The organism is Actinophytocola sp., from assembly GCF_035634895.1.
Lineage (GTDB): Bacteria > Actinomycetota > Actinomycetes > Mycobacteriales > Pseudonocardiaceae > Actinophytocola.
Genome location: NZ_DASQCC010000095.1, coordinates 55,748 through 71,252, shown reverse-complemented (window position 1 = coordinate 71,252; position 15,505 = coordinate 55,748). Strand labels below are relative to the sequence as shown.

Genomic DNA, 15,505 nt, shown 5'->3' with positions numbered 1-15,505 from the left:
CCTGAGCCAGGATCAAACTCTCCAACAATGCATCATTGTGTAGAGAAATCCCAGCAAAAATACCAAACCTCGCAAAAAACAAGGCCGGCACAAGCTCACTAGCATTTATCGGCACACTGTTGAGTTCTCAAACAACACACGTTCATCCGTAACATGCCGCGTTTGCAACATGGTCCGAGAGACGCCAGTTGGTTTACCGCTTTGGTTGCCGAAGCGCCAATCCCTACTTGGGAGACCTGAGACGGTCCCGCTTGGGAGGCTTACCGCTTCGAGCAGTGCCGCTACATGCTATCCGGTCCGTCTCGCGGTGTCAACCCGCTTGGCCCGTTCGCATCCAGCCACTGAAGTGTATCAGAGGCCGGGTTTCGCGTCGGAGGGGGGTCAGGCTTGCTAGTTCCTGTCCGGTCCGCCGCTCTGTGCGACGAGGAGAAAGTTATCGGGCGGTGCGTGCACAAGTCAAATCGGCTGGTCAGCGGCTTGCGGCTAGAGCAGCGGCAGCAAAGTCCGCAGCTCATAGGGGGTCACCGAGCGGCGGTATGCGTCCCACTCGTTCCGCTTGTTCCGAAGAAAAAAATCAAAGACGTGTTCGCCCAGGGTCTCGGCCACCAACTCGGACCCCTCCATGGCCGCCAGGGCCTCCCCCAGGTTCTGGGGCAGGTTCGCGTAGCCGGCCGCACGGCGTTCGGCGTCGGTCAGCGACCACACGTCGTCCTCGGCCGCGGGCGGCAGCTCGTAGCCCTCCTCCACGCCCTTCAGCCCGGCCGCGAGGATGACCGCGTACGCCAGGTACGGGTTGCACGCCGTGTCCAGGCTGCGGATCTCCACCCGACGGGAGGACGCCTTGCCGACGGAGTACATCGGCACTCTGACGAGGGCTGACCGGTTCGCGTGACCCCAGCACACCGTTGTGGGTGCCTCACCGCCCACGATCAGGCGTTTGTACGAGTTGACCCACTGGTTCGTGACCGCGGAGATCTCCCGCGCGTGCTTGAGCAGCCCGGCCACGAAGGCCTTGCCGGTCTTGGACAGCTGGTACGGGTCCTCGCTGTCGTAGAACGCGTTCTGGTCGCCCTCGAACAGGCTCACGTGCGTGTGCATGCCCGACCCCGGCTGGTCGGTGAACGGCTTCGGCATGAACGACGCACGGACGCCCTGCGTGATGGCCACTTCCTTGACCACGTACCGGAACGTCATCACGTTGTCGGCCATGGTCAGGGCGTCCGCATACCGCAGGTCGATCTCCTGCTGGCCGGGAGCCCCCTCGTGGTGGGAGAACTCGACGGAGATACCCATCGCCTCGAGGGTCTCGATCGCGTGACGCCGGAAGTGTGTCGCGGTCTCGTGGCTCGCCTGGTCGAAGTACCCGCCGTTGTCCGCCGGGATGGGCTCGCGTCCGTCGTCCGGCAGGTCTCTGAGCAGGAAGAACTCGATCTCGGGGTGCACGTAGCAGGTGAACCCGGACTCGCTGGCCTTGGCCAGGGTCCGTCGCAGAACGTGCCTGGGGTCCGCCCAGGAGGGTGACCCGTCAGGCATCGCGATGTCGCAGAACATGCGCGCCGCGTAGTGATGCCCCTCACGGTCCTCCCAGGGCAGCACCTGGAAGGTCGCCGGGTCGGGGCGCGCGACCATGTCGGACTCGTACACCCGCGCGAAGCCCTCGATGGCTGAACCGTCGAAGCCGATGCCCTCGGCGAAGGCGCCCTCCAGCTCGGCGGGGGCCACCGCGACCGACTTCAGGAAGCCGAGCACATCGGTGAACCACAGGCGCACGAAGCGGATGTCCCGCTCCTCGAGGGTGCGGAGGACGAACTCTTGCTGACGGTCCATGCCGGCAGCCTAGGTAGATCGTGTTAACTGCGTGTTTCGGCATGGGCAGGTTCCCGGATCGGGCGAATCGCGAGCGACAGCAGCGCGGCCAACCCACACAGGCCACCGGCCATGAACCAGGCCAGGTCGTAGCTCCCCTGTGTGTCCCGGATCGCGCCCGCGCCGACGGCCGCGAGTGCCGCGCCGATCTGGTGGGAGGCGAACACCCAGCCGAACACCACCGGGCCCGACGTGCCGAAACGGTTGCGGCACAGCGCCACGGTGGGCGGGACGGTCGCGATCCAGTCCAGGCCGTAGAACACGATGAACGCCCACATGGGTGGCTCGGTGTTCGGTCCGAACAGCGAGGGCAGGACGACCAGCGACAGGCCGCGCAGGGTGTAGTAGACGCCGAGGAGTAGTCGCGGATCCACCCGATCGGTGAGCCAGCCGGAGAAGATGGTGCCGGCGACGTCGAAGATGCCGACCAGCGCGAGCAGGGACGCCGCGGTTGTCTGCGGCATGCCGTGGTCGTGGGCCGCGGTGACGAAGTGCGTGCCGACCAGGCCGTTGGTGGACATGCCGCAGATCGCGAAGCCGCCGGCGAGCAGCCAGAAGGTCCTCGTGCGGGCGGCGGCGCGCAGTGCGCCGAAAGCCCGGGCGGCGCTGCTGCCGGTGACCGGACCGGTGGGCATCACCTCGTCGGGGGTCGCGCCGTAGGCGGTCGTGCCGACGTCCTTCGGGTGGTCGCGGAGCAGGATCAGCACGAGTGGGACGACGGCCAGGGCAGCGGCCGCGACGACCAGGGCCGGGGTCCGCCAGCCGTGTGCGGTCGCGAGTGCCGCGACCAGGGGGAGGAAGACCAGCTGGCCGGTGGCGCCCGCGGCGGTGAGGACGCCGCTGACCAGGCCGCGGTGCCTGACGAACCAGCGTCCTGTGACGGTCGCCACGAAGGCCATGGACATCGAGCCGGTGCCGACGCCGACCAGCACGCCCCAGCAGAGCAGGAGCTGCCAGCTCGAGGTCATGAAGACCGTGAGGCCGCTGCCGGCGGCGACGAGGACCAGTGCGCCCGCGACGACGCGCCGCATGCCCAGGCTGTCCATGAGGGCCGCGGCGAACGGCGAGATGACGCCGAACAGCACGAGGTTGATCGACACCGCGGAGGAGATCGTGGCGTGTGACCAGCCGAACTCCTCGTGGAGGGGATCGATGAGCACGCTGGGCACCGCGCGGAAGCCGGCCGCGCCGATGAGCGTGACGAAGGCGGTCCCGGCCACCAGCCACGCCCAGTGGATCCGTCGGGTCGGGGTCGGCACAGCCTGCTGCCGCGGCTCTAGCTGAGTCACCTGGTGAGCGTGCGTGATCCGGTCTCGCCTGACGAGTGGCCAGATCGCCAATATCTGAAAGAATCTGGCCATGACACATCGCGTGGCCGTCCTGGCACTGGACATGGTCGTGGGTTACGACCTGACGATCCCGCCCCAGATCCTCCGCGAGGCCACCGACAAGGACGGTGAGCCGCTGTACGACGTGCGGATCTGCGGGCTCGATCGCTCACCCGTGAGAGTGGGTTCGGGGTTCACGATGGTGCCGGACCATGACGCTTCGATACTGGCCGAGTCGGACACGGTGATCATCCCGGGCACGCGGGTTGCCGGGCCGCGGCGGCACGGCGTCCTGCCACCCGAGGTCGGAAAAGCCCTGGCCACGGTGCCATCGCACGCGCGGATCATGTCAATCTGCACCGGCGCGTTCGTGCTCGGCGCGGCCGGGATCCTGGACGGACGGCCCGCGACCACGCACTGGGCGTACGCCGACGACTTCCGCGAGTTGTACCCGAAGGTGTTACTCGACGAGGACGTGCTGTTCGTGGACGACGGCGACGTGCTGACCTCGGCGGGGCTCGGCGCGGGCGTGGACCTGTGCCTGCACCTCGTGCGGCGCGACCACGGCACGGAGGTCGCGAACCGGGCGGCGCGGTACTGCGTGGTGCCGCCGTGGCGCGAGGGCGGGCAGTCGCAGTACATCGACCGGCAGGTGCCGGCGCCGGGCAGTGAGGGCACGGCGCCGACCAGGGCGTGGGCGTTGCGACGGCTGGAGGCGCCGCTCGACCTGAGCGCGCTGGCCGGGCACGCGCGGATGAGCGTGCGGACGTTCTCGCGGCGGTTCCGCGCGGAGACCGGGATGTCGCCGGGGAACTGGCTCACCCAGCAGCGGGTCGAGCACGCGCGGCACCTGCTGGAGACGACGGACCTGCCGGTCGACGCGGTCGCCGACCGGGCCGGGTTGGGCACCGGCGCGTCGCTGCGGCAGCACATGCGCGCGGCGTTGGGTGTCTCGCCGCTGGCCTACCGGAAAACGTTTCGGCATACCTAAACGGGCTCTCAGTTCGCCAGCCCTAGGATTCCGGCATGATGCGCCGGATTCTGCTCGTCACGCTCGCATTCGTCACGGCCGCCACCACGGCGTGTTCCTCGGACGACAAGCCCGCCGACACAAGCTCGCTGCCCGACGGCGGCGGGCTGCTGAAGGCCTCGGCGAAGTCGACGGCGGACATCAAGAGCGCGCATTTCACCCTGGCGGTGACCGGCGAGGTGCCGGACCTGCCGGTGAAGAAGGCCGAGGGCGACCTGACCCGGGAGGGCAAGTCGGGCGCGGCCAAGGGCACCGTGTCGATGAACCTGCTGGGCAGCCTGTTCGAGGGCGAGTTCGTGCTGGTCGACGCCCTGTACATCAAGGGCCCGACCGGCGGGTGGCAGAAGGTGCCGGCCTCGTACGCGAAGAACCTGTACGACCCCGCAGCCATCCTCGACCCGGACCACGGCATCGCGAACGTGCTCAGCAGTGTGCGGAACGCGAAGACCGAGGGCACCGAGGACATTGATGGGGTGTCGACCTACCGGGTGTCGGGTGACGTCACCAAGGACGTGGTCGCCGATCTCGTGCCGGGTGTCGACTCGGACGTCGACATCACGTTCTGGGTACGTAAGGACGGCGGGCACCAGCCCGTGAAGGCCAGCGTGAAGATGGGGTTGAAGGGCAACCCGACGGTGGACGTCTCCCTGTCTGACATCGACAAGCAGGTCACGATCACGGCGCCTCAGTGAGTGCCGAGGTGGGTGTGGCCCCGGAGCGCGGGCAGCGGCGCGCGGTCGCGATCGGGGCCGGCGGGCTCGCCGTGCTGCTCGGCGCGCTCGACACGTACGTCGTGGTCAGCGTGCTGCGCCAGATCATCGACGACATGCAGATCCCGCTGAACCGGCTCGAACGGGTTACCCCGATCGTGACCGGCTACCTGCTGGGTTACGTGGCGGCGATGCCGGTGCTCGCGCAGGCGTCGGACCGGTTCGGGCGCAAGCTGCTGCTGCAGCTGTGCCTGCTGGGGTTCCTGGCCGGATCGGTGGTCACGGCGGCCGCCGGCAATCCGGATGTGCTTGTCGCCGGCCGCGTGATCCAGGGCGTGGCCAGCGGCGCGCTGCTGCCTGTGACGATGGCGCTGGCGGCGGACCTGTGGGCGGCGCGTGGGCGGTCGGCGGTGCTGGGCGCGGTCGGCGCGGCGCAGGAGCTCGGCAGCGTGCTCGGGCCGGTGTACGGGATCGCGTTGGCCGCGCTGCTCGGCTGGCGCGGGGTGTTCTGGGTGAACGTGCCGCTCGCGTTGCTGGCGATGGCGGCGGTGCAGGTCACCGTCCCACGCAACACGCGGGTGGGTGACCGCGTCCGGGTGGACGTGGTCGGCGCGGTGTTGCTGGCCGTGGTGCTCGGGCTGCTGGTCGTCGGGCTGTACAACCCGGATCCGCGGAACCAGGTCCTGCCGTCCTGGGGGCCCGTGCTCCTGGGGGCCGCCGGGGTCGTCTTCCTGGCATTCCTGGCGTGGGAGTGGCGGGCGCGAACGCGGCTGATCGACACGCGTGGCGTGCGGATGGGGCCGCTCCTCGCGGCGCTCGGGGCGAGCCTCGCGGCCGGGGCGGCGTTGATGGTGACGCTGGTCAACGTGGACCTTTTCGGGCAGACGCTGCTGGACAAGGACGACAACGGGAGCGTGCTGCTGCTGGTGCGGTTCCTGGTGGCGCTGCCGGTCGGGGCGCTGCTCGGCGGGTGGCTGGCGGGGCGGTTCGCCGACCGGCTGCCGGCGTGCGCGGGGCTGCTGGTGGCGGCCGCCGGCTTCTGGCTGATCTCGCGGTGGCCGCTGGACGTGCTGTCGAACCCGCACTCACTGGGGTTCGTGTCGCTCCCCCGCCTCGACACCGATCTGGTGATCACCGGACTGGGGCTGGGCGTGGTGATCGCACCGCTGTCCGCCGCGACGCTGCGGGTGGTGCCGGCGGTGCAGCACGGGGTCGCGGCGGCGGGCGTCGTGGTGGCCAGGATGACGGGGATGCTGGTCGGGGTGGCCGCGCTGGCCGCCCTGGGGTTGCACCGCTTCCACTCGCTGACCGCCACGTTGAACACGCCGCTGCCGTTCGGCAAGCCGGAGGCCCAGTTCGACCGCGAGATGGCGGTCTATCGGGCGGCCGTCGACGACGCGTTGCTGACCCAGTACAGCGAGACGTTCGCGATCACCGCGGTCGTGTGTGTGGTGGGCGCGGCGCTGGCGCTGTTCGTCGGCGGCCGGCGGGCCGATGTGCACGAAACCGCAACTCGGGGTGTCTGAACGCGGGACTCGCGGTGTTTGAACGCGGGACTCGCGGGTTATGAGGACTTGCAGCGGGTGCCTTCGGCGGGGAGTTTCAGGTTGGTGAGGTAGGCGGTGCCTGCGTTGTCCACGCAGTTGTTGCCCTGGAGGAACGCGGTGTGCTGGGTGGCCTCGTAGGTCAGCAGGGTGCCGCCGAGGCCCTTGGCCAGGTTGACGCCTGCCTCGTACGGGGTTGCCGGGTCGCCGGTCGTGGAGATCACCAGGACCTTCGGCAGGTTGGGCACGTTCGGCACGTGGGGCTCGCTGGTGTTGGGGACCGGCCAGTACGCGCATGAGTCCAGCACGCCGACCGGGGGGTTGCCGTCGTCAAGGAAGGGGGCCGCCGCCTTGTACTGGCGGGACACCTCCAGTGCGACGTCCGGGTCGGTCACGCGGGGGTCGTCGACGCAGCGGACGGCGGTGAACACGTCCTGGGTGGTCGAGTACTCGCCGTCCTTGTCCCGTTCCAGGTACAGGTCCGCCAGCTGCATCAACGTGTCGCCGGTGTTCTGCCTCAGCTCGTTCAGGCCCGTGTTCAGGTGCTCCCACAGCTGCTCGGAGTACAGCGCCTGCACCACGCCGGTCGTGGCGTCCTCGTACGACAGCTTCCGCCCGTCGCTCACCTCGACCGGGTTCTTGCTCAGCGGCCGCACCAGGTCCTGGAACTTCTGCAGCGCGGCGTTCTTGTCCTTGCCCAGTGCGCAGTCCTGCTCCTTCACGCACCACGCCACGAAGTCGTCGAACGCCTTCTGGAACCCGGCCCCCTGCGCGACGACCTCCTCGACCGGGCTCTGTGACGGGTCGAGCGCGCCGTCGAGGACCAGCGCACGCACGTTCTTCGGGAACGTCTCCGCGTAGGTGCTCCCGATCCGGGTGCCGTAGGAGTAGCCGAGGTAGGTGAGCTTCTCGTCGCCCAGCGCCGACCGGAGGACGTCCAGGTCCTTGACGACGTCGCGGGTGCCGATGTTCGCGAGCATCTCCTCGCCGTGCTCGGTGTTGCGCTCGCACTCCGCGCCGAAGTCCTTCGCCTCGGCGTCCTGCTTCTGGACGCCGGCCGGCGACACGTCCAGCTCGAGGTCGTCGGCGCGTTCGGCGTCCATCTCCTTGTCGGTCAGGCACTCGACGGTCGGCTCACTGGAGCCGACGCCGCGGGGGTCGAAGCCGACGAAGTCGAACCGCTCGGCGAGGGTGTCGTCAGCGTCGGCCAGCGCGGCCGCCGTGGACAGGCCCGCCGCGCCAGGACCGCCGGGGTTGATGACCAGTGAGCCGATCCGGTCGCCCTTGGCGGGGCGGCGCAGGACGCCGATCTCGATCGTGTCGCCGTCGGGCTTCGTGTAGTCGAGCGGCACGGTCAGGTGCGCGCACTGGAGGCCGTCGGCGCCTAACGCCTCCCGGTCGTAGTCCGTCTTGCCGTAGTCGCCGCAGCCCTCCCAGCCGAGCTTCTGGGCGTAGAACCTCCGCAGGGCGTCGTCCGGCACGGGGCCCACCGGGGCGCCGGTCTGCGGAGAGCCGCTTATGGAGGTCATACAGCCACCCGCGGCTAAAGCGAGCAGGATGGAAGCTGTCACCATTGCGCGGCGTGTCGTCACGTCCGTGATCCTGCCAGTTGGAACTCACAAGGGTGGGCAAACCGTTACCGTGCGGGGCGTAAACCGATAGACGAGCGAGGAGGTGAGCGTCGGTGGCGGCGTTCATGCGGCGCGTGAAGGCCGGCTTCAGCCGGTTCCTGGACCGGCCTGCCACCGTCGACATCTCCCGGTACGAGGAGCTGCTGTCCTCCATCGAATGGCGGGAGAAAAAGGTCGGCGAGCTCTCCGACGAGGAGCTGACCGAGGCCGCCGCGGAACTGCGCAGAACGGCCGGCGATCCGGGCTTCGACGAGAAAGAGCTGGTCGAGCTGTGTGCGGTCGGCCGGGAGGCGGCCAGGCGGGCGCTGTCCGAGCGGCCGTATGACGTACAGCTGCTCGGCACGATGCAGCTGCTCGAGGGGCACGTCGTGCAGATGGCGACCGGTGAGGGCAAGACGCTCGCCGGGGCGCTCGCGGCCGCCGGCTACGCGCTGCAGGGCCATGCCGTGCACGTCATGTCGGTCAACGACTACCTCGCCCAGCGTGACGCCGAGTGGATGGGACCGGTCTACGAGGCACTCGGCGTGACCGTCGGCTGGGTCAGCCAGACCTCCTCGCAGGAGGAGCGGCGCGCGGCGTACGCGGCCGACGTGACGTACGGGTCGGTCAGCGAGATCGGCTTCGACGTGCTGCGCGACCGTTTGTGCACCTCCGTCGACGACATGGTCGGCCGGAAGCCGGACGTGGTGATCGTCGACGAGGCCGACTCGGTGCTGATCGACGAGGCCAAGGTGCCGCTGGTGCTGGCCGGGTCGTCCGACGAGGGCCAGTCCGACCCCGAGGTCGCCAAGATCGTCCGCGCGCTCAAGCCGGGCCAGCACTACGAGAAGGACGAGGACGGCCGCAACGCGTGGCTGACCGCCCGCGGCGCGAAGGTGGTCGAGAAGGCGCTGGGCGGCGTCGACCTGTACTCCGGCGACCACAGCGACCGGCTGGCCGCGGTCAACGCCGCGCTGCACGCGCACGCGCTGCTGGAGCGGGACGTCGACTACATCGTCCGCGACGGCAAGGTCCACCTGATCAACAGCTCCCGCGGCCGGATCGCGCTGCGACAGCGCTGGCCGGACGGGTTGCAGGCGGCGGTCGAGGCCAAGGAGCGGCTGCGGCCGACCGAGAGCGGCGAGGTGCTCGACTCGATCAGCGTGCAGGGCCTGATCAGCCGGTACGCCACCGTGTGCGGCATGACCGGCACCGCGGTGGCGGTTTCCGAGCAGCTGCGGGAGTTCTACGAGTTGCGCGTCGCGGTCATCCCGCCGAACACGCCGTGCGTCCGCGAGGACGAGGTGGACCGCCTGTACGACACGGTCGAGAACAAGGAGACCGCGATCGTCGAGGAGATCGCGAAGACCCACAAGACCGGGCGGCCGATCCTCATCGGCACGCGGGACGTCGCCGAGTCGGAGCGGCTCGCGAAGATGCTGGCCGACGCCGAGGTCGAGTGCGTCGTGCTGAACGCGAAGAACGACGCCCAGGAGGCCGCGATCGTGGCCGAGGCCGGCGCGTACGACGCGGTCACGGTGTCCACGCAGATGGCAGGCCGCGGCACCGACATCCGGCTGGGCGGCAAGGAGAACGGCGGCGCCGAGGCACACGACAAGGTCGCCGAACTGGGCGGGCTGCTGGTGATCGGCACCGGGCGGTACCCGTCGAGCCGGCTCGACGACCAGCTGCGGGGCCGGTCCGGCCGGCAGGGCGACCCCGGCGGGTCGATCATGTTCGCGTCGCTGGGCGACGACCAGGTGATCCAGTACGCGCCGGACGCGACCGCGGGCGCCGAGCCCGACGACGACGACATCGGGCGCCTCGTGGACGCTACGACCAAGCGGTTCATCGACCACGCGCAGAAGGTGTCCGAGGGCGTCCAGCTGGAGATCCACCGCAACACCTGGCGCTACACGCGGCTGATCGAGCACCAGCGGAAGGTGCTGCTGGAGTACCGGGACGAGCTGCTGACCACCGACCTCGCGGCCACGACGCTGGCGTCGCAGGCCGAGGAGCGGTGGGCGGAGCTGACCGAGTCGGTCGACGACGAGAAGGTGCTGGAGGAGGCGGCGCGGCAGCTCATGCTGTTCCACCTCGACCAGCGGTGGACCGAGCACCTCGCGTTCCTCGCGGACGTGCGGGAGACGATCCACCTGCGGGCCCTTGCCAAGGAGACGCCGATCGACGAGTTCCACCGGACCGCGATCCCCGAGTTCCGCAAGATCCCGGACGAGATCACCGACCGCGCGGTGGAGACGTTCGCGACGGTCGAGATCACCGCCGACGGCATCGACCTGGCCGCCGACGGGCTGCGCAGGCCGTCCGCGACCTGGACGTACATGGTGCACGACAACCCGTTCGACACCGACGCGGAGCAGGCGCTGCAGCGGGTCCGCGCGATGGTCAAGAAGGTGAAGGGCGCGGCGCGGCGGTAGCTCAGTTGAGCTGTCCGGCCTTGTCGACCGCCTGCTGCCATCCGGCATCGGGCGGGGTGCCGTGCTCGACGGCCTGGAGCGCGGGCCACATGGCCTCGGTCTGGACCCGGCTGTCGCGCGGCGCCCCGTACGGGGCCACGGTCACCTTGTCGGCCAGGTCGGCGTAGATGCGACCGGTCTCCTTCGTGACGAAGTAGTCGTCGGTGGCGCCGCGCAGCTTGGTGGACGCCAGGGCGTCCACCTGGCTGGGGAACGCGCCGACGCTCTCGAACAGCCGCAACTGCTGTTCCGGCGCGGTCAGCCAGGCGGCGAGCGCGGCGGCCTGCTCGGTGGCGGGCGACTTCTTCGGCACGACGAGGTAGCTGCCGCCCCAGTTGGCGCCCCCGCCGGGGAAGGTGTCGGCGACCGCCCACTTGCCCGCGTTCTCAGGCCCTGCCTGCGACTTGATCAGGTTCAGCATCCAGTACGGGGCGGGCGCGGTGGCGAACGTGCCGGCACGGAACCCGGAGAACCACTCCGGGCTGAACGGCTCCAGCTTGGCCGACTGCCCACGCCCGATCGCGCCGGTCACCGCGTCCCAGCCGGCCTTCAGCTTCGTGTTGCTCTCGATGACCAGCTTGTCGTCCCGGTCGAAGTAGGGGTTGTCCAGCTGGTTCTGCATGGTGGTGAAGACCTCGCTCGCCGAGTCGAACCACGGCTTGCCGGTCTTCCGCGTGTACTGGTCGCCGGCCGCGAAGTAGGCGTCCCAGCTCTTGAACAGGTCCCCGACCTGCGCGGGGTCGGTGGGCAGGCCCGCGGCCGCGAACAGGTCGGTGCGGTAGGCCATGCCGATCGGGGCGCTGTCCATGCCGTAGCCGAACCAGGCGTCGTCCTTCCCCAGGCCGCCCTCGTACTTCCAGTCCAGCCACCGCTTCGGGTCGACGTCGTCCGGTCCGGCCTCGGCGAGGTCGGCGAACAGGCCGGGCTGGCCGAACAGGTCGGCCCGGTACTCGTCGCCGACGACGGCCAGGTCGGGCGGTTGGCCGGCGGCCAGCATGGTGCGCAGCTTCGGGTAGTACGAGCCGGGGTCGGTCCGCTGCACCTTGATGGTGACGCCGCTGTGCTCGCTCCGGTACTCGGTCAGCAGGTCCTCGTAGCCGTCGTTGAGCGAGGTCAGGAAGGTGAGGGTGACCGGGCCGCTCGGTTCGCTGGACCGCGTGGCCCGCGGGTCCGCCAGCGGGGTGCCGTCGACGGCCGTGCTGCATCCCGAGGTGAGGACCACCGCACCGGCCAGAACAACCGTGAACACCCGTCGCAAGTTCGTGCGCACCCCAAGCCCCTGTCTCCACACCGGACGGTGTGCGGGACACCGTAGTCCGTGCGACGGTCGGGACGAGGCCGATCGGGATATCTCGTGAGACCACCCACGATTTTTCGCCTGACAGACGAAAACCGCCCTAGGATGGTGACATGCCACAGCTACGCATCGCGCTCGCCCAGGTCAACGCGACGGTCGGCGACCTGGACGGGAACGCATCGCTGATCGCGTCGTGGACTGAGCGTGCCGCTGACGCCGGTGCTCACCTGGTCGTGTTCCCCGAGATGGTGCTGACCGGTTACCCCGTGGAGGACCTGGCGCTGCGGAAGTCGTTCGCGGCGGCGTCCCGGTCGGCCCTGTCGGCGCTGGCGGCCCGGCTGGACGCCGCCGGGCACGGCTCCGTCGCGGCCGTGGTCAGCTATCTGGACCTCGACGAGGTGGGGCCGCGGGACGCGGTGGCGGTGCTGTACGGGGGTCGCGTAACCGCCACGCAGTTCAAGCACCACCTGCCGAACTACGGGGTGTTCGACGAGCGGCGGCTGTTCAAGCCGGGGCAGACGCTCGACATCGTGCGGTTGCACGGGCTCGAGGTCGGCATGGTGATCTGCGAGGACATCTGGCAGGAGGGCGGCCCGATCGCGGCGCTGGGGGCGGCGGGGGTCGATCTGGTGGTGTCGCCGAACGCGTCGCCGTACGAGCGGAACAAGGACGACGTCCGGGAGCCGCTGGTCGCGCGGCGGGCCGAGGAGGCCGGGGCGCCGCTGGTGTACGTGAACATGATCGGCGGGCAGGACGACCTCGTGTTCGACGGGGACTCGATGGTGGTGTCGCCGTCGGGTGAGTTGTTGACGCGGTTGCCCCAGTTCGTCGAGCACCTGACCGTGATGGACCTGGACCTTCCGGGTGGAGCTTCGACCTCATCGGGTGACTTCGGGGGCTTCGCCGTGCGGAGGGTGACGTTGACGTCCGATGCCCTGGCGCCGTACGAGGCCCTGGTCACTCCGTCGCCGGCCGAGCCGCTGTCCGAGCCGGAGGAGATCTGGCGGGCGCTGAAGGTCGGGCTGGGCGACTACGTGCGGAAGAACGGGTTCACGTCGGTCGTGCTGGGGCTGTCGGGCGGGATCGACTCGGCGGTGTGCGCGGCGCTGGCGGTGGACGCGCTGGGGGCGGAGAACGTGCACGGGGTGTCGATGCCGTCGGTGTACTCGTCGTCGCACTCGCGGTCGGACGCGGCGGACCTGGCGTCGCGGACCGGCCTGCACTACCAGGTGCAGGCGATCGAGGACATGGTGGCGGTGTTCGTCGGGCAGCTGGGGCTGACCGGGCTGGCCGAGGAGAACGTGCAGGCCAGGTGCCGTGGGATGACGCTGATGGGGCTGTCGAACCAGTACGGCCACCTGGTGCTGGCGACCGGGAACAAGACCGAGCTGGCGGTGGGGTACTCGACGATCTACGGCGACGCGGTGGGCGGGTTCGCCCCGATCAAGGACGTGCCGAAGACGCTGGTGTGGGAGTTGGCGCGGTGGCGGAACGAGCTCGCGGCCGTGCGTGGGGAGACGCCGCCGATTCCGGAGAACTCGATCAGCAAGCCGCCGTCGGCGGAGCTGCGGCCGGGGCAGTTGGACGCGGACTCGCTGCCGGACTACGACCTGCTGGACCGGGTCCTCGACGACTACGTCGAGGGTGACCGGGGTTACGAGGACCTGATGGCGGCGGGGTTCGCCCCCGAGCTGATCGACAAGGTGCTGCGCATGGTCGACAGGGCCGAGTACAAGCGCCGCCAGTACCCCCCGGGCACGAAGATCACCTTCAAGGCCTTCGGCCGCGACCGCCGACTACCCATGACCAACGCGTGGCGCGAAGGCAAGTAACCGCGAGTCCCGCACCTGAACGCGGGACTCGCGAGTATCGCTGGCAAAGCGGTCGTGTGGGCGTGTGAAGCTCGTCGCAGGTGGGTGTTTGTCTACCGCTCAGGTGCGACATTGGGCTGGTAAGCCATCCATGAAACACCCGGGGACCCACGAGACGTGGGCTTCGAGGGAAGGACGGTCGACAATGACGTCAGCATCGAATCCTGAGGTGGCCGCGCCGTACGGCACGGGTGCCGGCGCGGGCGAGAAGAAGCCCGCCAAGCGTGTGCGCATCCACCACCTCCAGGAGCTCAAGCATCGCGGTGAGCCGTGGCCCATGCTCACCGCCTACGACATGTACACCGCCGAGTTGTTCGACGAGGCCGGGATTCCCGTGCTGCTCGTCGGGGACTCCGCGTCCAACAACGTCTACGGCTATGACACCTCACTGCCGGTGACGGTCGACGAGATGGTTCCACTCGTACGAGCGGTCACCCGTTCGGTGAAGCGGGCATTGGTCGTGGCGGACCTTCCGTTCGGCTCCTACCAGCTGTCACCCGAGCAGGCACTCGCCACGGCCGTCCGGATGATGAAGGAGGGCCGCGCGCACGCCGTCAAGCTCGAGGGCGGCCGTGCGTTCGCGCCACACGTCAAGGCCATCACCACGGCCGGCGTGCCGGTCATGGGCCACATCGGGTTCACCCCACAGAGTGAGCACAACCTCGGCGGCTACCGGGTGCAGGGCCGCGGGGACGCGGCCGACGCCCTGGTCGAGGACGCGCTCGCCCTGCAGGCGGCCGGCGCGTTCTCGGTCGTCATGGAGATGGTGCCCGCCGAGGCCGCGAAGCGGGTCACCCACGAGCTGGACATCCCGACCATCGGCATCGGCGCCGGTCCGGACTGCGACGCACAGGTGCTGGTCTGGCAGGACATGCTCGGCCTGCGCCGTGGCAAGGCGCCGCGGTTCGTCAAGCGCTACGCCGACCTCGCCGGCGTGATGAAGGGCGCCGTCGAGCAGTTCGCCGCCGAGGTGCGGGACAAGGAGTTCCCGGCGCCCGAGCACGTCTTCCACTGATCCACGACCAGGAACCGCCCGCGACCGGCACGAACGGTCGCGGGTGGTTCTTCGTGTCAGCGTGTCGATCCGCGGTCGAGTGGTTCGACGCGTGGTCAGGAAGCCGAACCCACGGGAGACACCACGGTGAGCACTATCGCGATCAACATGTTCCTGACCCTCGACGGCGTCGCGCAGGCGCCCGGCCAGCCGGAGGAGGACCGCGCCGGGGGTTTCCCGCACGGCGGGTGGCAGGTGCCGTACTTCACCGCCGAACAGGGCGAACTGGTCGGTCGCTGGCAGGGGCGGGCCGGCGGGCTGCTGCTGGGCAGGAAGACCTACGACATCTTCGCCGGGCACTGGCCGCGTGTCCCCGCCGACCACGAGCACGCGGAGATCGCGGCGGTCCTCAACGCGCTGCCCAAGTTCGTGGCGTCCCGGACGGCCACCTCGCTGACGTGGCGGAACTCGACGCTGCTCGACCGGGACGTGCCGGCGGCGATCGCGCGGCTCAAGCGACAGGACCTCGGCGAGCTGCAGGTCATCGGCAGCCTCGACCTCGCGCAGACGCTGATCAGGCACGGTCTCGTCGACGAGTACCGGCTGATGGTGTACCCGTTGCTGCTGGGCACGGGCAAGCGCCTGTTCGCCGACGGGACCGTACCGGCGGGTCTGGAGTTGGTGTCGACGGAGACGACCCCCGCCGGTGTCACGGCGAGCGTGTACCGATCCGCCGGCCCGGTGTCGTACGGCTCGTTCGGGCTGTGACGCCCCGGAA

The 15,505-nt window shown here is 69.6% G+C and carries 11 protein-coding genes; 7 read left to right on the top strand and 4 right to left on the bottom strand.

The features are described 5' to 3' along the window. Positions 1–483 precede the first annotated feature (483 nt). Together VET29_RS13335 and VET29_RS13330 are read right to left on the bottom strand one after the other, a co-directional pair. Positions 484–1,827, bottom strand: a complete 1,344-nt coding sequence (locus tag VET29_RS13335) for a glutamine synthetase family protein (RefSeq protein ID WP_324919682.1) — start codon at positions 1,825–1,827, stop codon at positions 484–486. A 23-nt stretch (positions 1,828–1,850) separates the two neighbouring features. Continuing rightward, the gene (locus VET29_RS13330; RefSeq protein ID WP_324919680.1) at positions 1,851–3,155 is read right to left on the bottom strand and encodes an MFS transporter; all 1,305 of its coding nucleotides are present in this window, start codon (positions 3,153–3,155) and stop codon (positions 1,851–1,853) included. 70 nt (positions 3,156–3,225) lie between these two features. Between VET29_RS13330 and VET29_RS13325 the strand changes: the two genes are divergently transcribed. The 3 genes from VET29_RS13325 to VET29_RS13315 are packed head-to-tail and all read left to right on the top strand — an operon-like array spanning position 3,226 to position 6,460. Next, positions 3,226–4,185, top strand: a complete 960-nt coding sequence (locus VET29_RS13325) for a GlxA family transcriptional regulator (RefSeq protein ID WP_324919678.1) — start codon at positions 3,226–3,228, stop codon at positions 4,183–4,185. 35 nt (positions 4,186–4,220) lie between these two features. Further along, the gene (locus VET29_RS13320; RefSeq protein WP_324919676.1) at positions 4,221–4,916 is read left to right on the top strand and encodes an LppX_LprAFG lipoprotein; all 696 of its coding nucleotides are present in this window, start codon (positions 4,221–4,223) and stop codon (positions 4,914–4,916) included. Next, positions 4,913–6,460 carry an MFS transporter gene (locus VET29_RS13315; RefSeq protein ID WP_324919675.1) on the top strand — a complete coding sequence of 516 codons (1,548 nt, stop codon included), beginning with the start codon at positions 4,913–4,915 and terminating at the stop codon, positions 6,458–6,460. The genes VET29_RS13320 and VET29_RS13315 overlap by 4 nt, the downstream gene beginning before the upstream one ends. A gap of 38 nt (positions 6,461–6,498) precedes the next feature. Here VET29_RS13315 and VET29_RS13310 read toward each other — a convergent pair whose 3' ends face one another. Next, positions 6,499–8,007 carry an alpha/beta hydrolase gene (locus tag VET29_RS13310; RefSeq protein WP_324919673.1) on the bottom strand — a complete coding sequence of 503 codons (1,509 nt, stop codon included), beginning with the start codon at positions 8,005–8,007 and terminating at the stop codon, positions 6,499–6,501. A 167-nt stretch (positions 8,008–8,174) separates the two neighbouring features. Here VET29_RS13310 and secA2 point away from each other — a divergent pair, with 167 nt between their 5' ends. Next, positions 8,175–10,526, top strand: a complete 2,352-nt coding sequence (secA2, locus tag VET29_RS13305) for an accessory Sec system translocase SecA2 (RefSeq protein WP_324919695.1) — start codon at positions 8,175–8,177, stop codon at positions 10,524–10,526. Position 10,527: 1 nt separating this feature from the next. On the opposite strand, the gene VET29_RS13300 is transcribed toward secA2, so the two are convergent. Beyond that, positions 10,528–11,814 (bottom strand): ABC transporter substrate-binding protein, encoded by a 1,287-nt coding sequence (locus VET29_RS13300; protein WP_324919671.1) that lies wholly within the window; start codon positions 11,812–11,814, stop codon positions 10,528–10,530. A gap of 161 nt (positions 11,815–11,975) precedes the next feature. On the opposite strand from VET29_RS13300, the gene VET29_RS13295 reads away from it, so the two are divergent. The 3 genes from VET29_RS13295 (at position 11,976) to VET29_RS13285 (ending at position 15,495) form a co-directional block, all read left to right on the top strand. Further along, the gene (locus tag VET29_RS13295; RefSeq protein WP_324919669.1) at positions 11,976–13,694 is read left to right on the top strand and encodes an NAD+ synthase; all 1,719 of its coding nucleotides are present in this window, start codon (positions 11,976–11,978) and stop codon (positions 13,692–13,694) included. 184 nt (positions 13,695–13,878) lie between these two features. Further along, positions 13,879–14,748, top strand: coding sequence for a 3-methyl-2-oxobutanoate hydroxymethyltransferase (panB, locus tag VET29_RS13290; RefSeq protein WP_324919667.1), 870 nt, complete (start codon positions 13,879–13,881; stop codon positions 14,746–14,748). 126 nt (positions 14,749–14,874) lie between these two features. Further along, the gene (locus tag VET29_RS13285; protein WP_324919665.1) at positions 14,875–15,495 is read left to right on the top strand and encodes a dihydrofolate reductase family protein; all 621 of its coding nucleotides are present in this window, start codon (positions 14,875–14,877) and stop codon (positions 15,493–15,495) included. The last annotated feature ends 10 nt before the right edge of the window (positions 15,496–15,505 follow it).

Excerpts from the sequence above, each read along its gene's own strand:
- VET29_RS13335 (WP_324919682.1), bottom strand. The coding sequence starts at position 1,827 with ATGGACCGTCAGCAAGAGTTCGTCCTCCGCACCCTCGAGGAGCGGGAC.
- VET29_RS13325 (WP_324919678.1), top strand. The coding sequence starts at position 3,226 with ATGACACATCGCGTGGCCGTCCTGGCACTGGACATGGTCGTGGGTTAC.
- VET29_RS13320 (WP_324919676.1), top strand. The coding sequence starts at position 4,221 with ATGATGCGCCGGATTCTGCTCGTCACGCTCGCATTCGTCACGGCCGCC.
- VET29_RS13310 (WP_324919673.1), bottom strand. The coding sequence starts at position 8,007 with ATGACCTCCATAAGCGGCTCTCCGCAGACCGGCGCCCCGGTGGGCCCC.
- secA2 (WP_324919695.1), top strand. The coding sequence starts at position 8,175 with ATGCGGCGCGTGAAGGCCGGCTTCAGCCGGTTCCTGGACCGGCCTGCC.
- VET29_RS13295 (WP_324919669.1), top strand. The coding sequence starts at position 11,976 with ATGCCACAGCTACGCATCGCGCTCGCCCAGGTCAACGCGACGGTCGGC.
- panB (WP_324919667.1), top strand. The coding sequence starts at position 13,879 with ATGACGTCAGCATCGAATCCTGAGGTGGCCGCGCCGTACGGCACGGGT.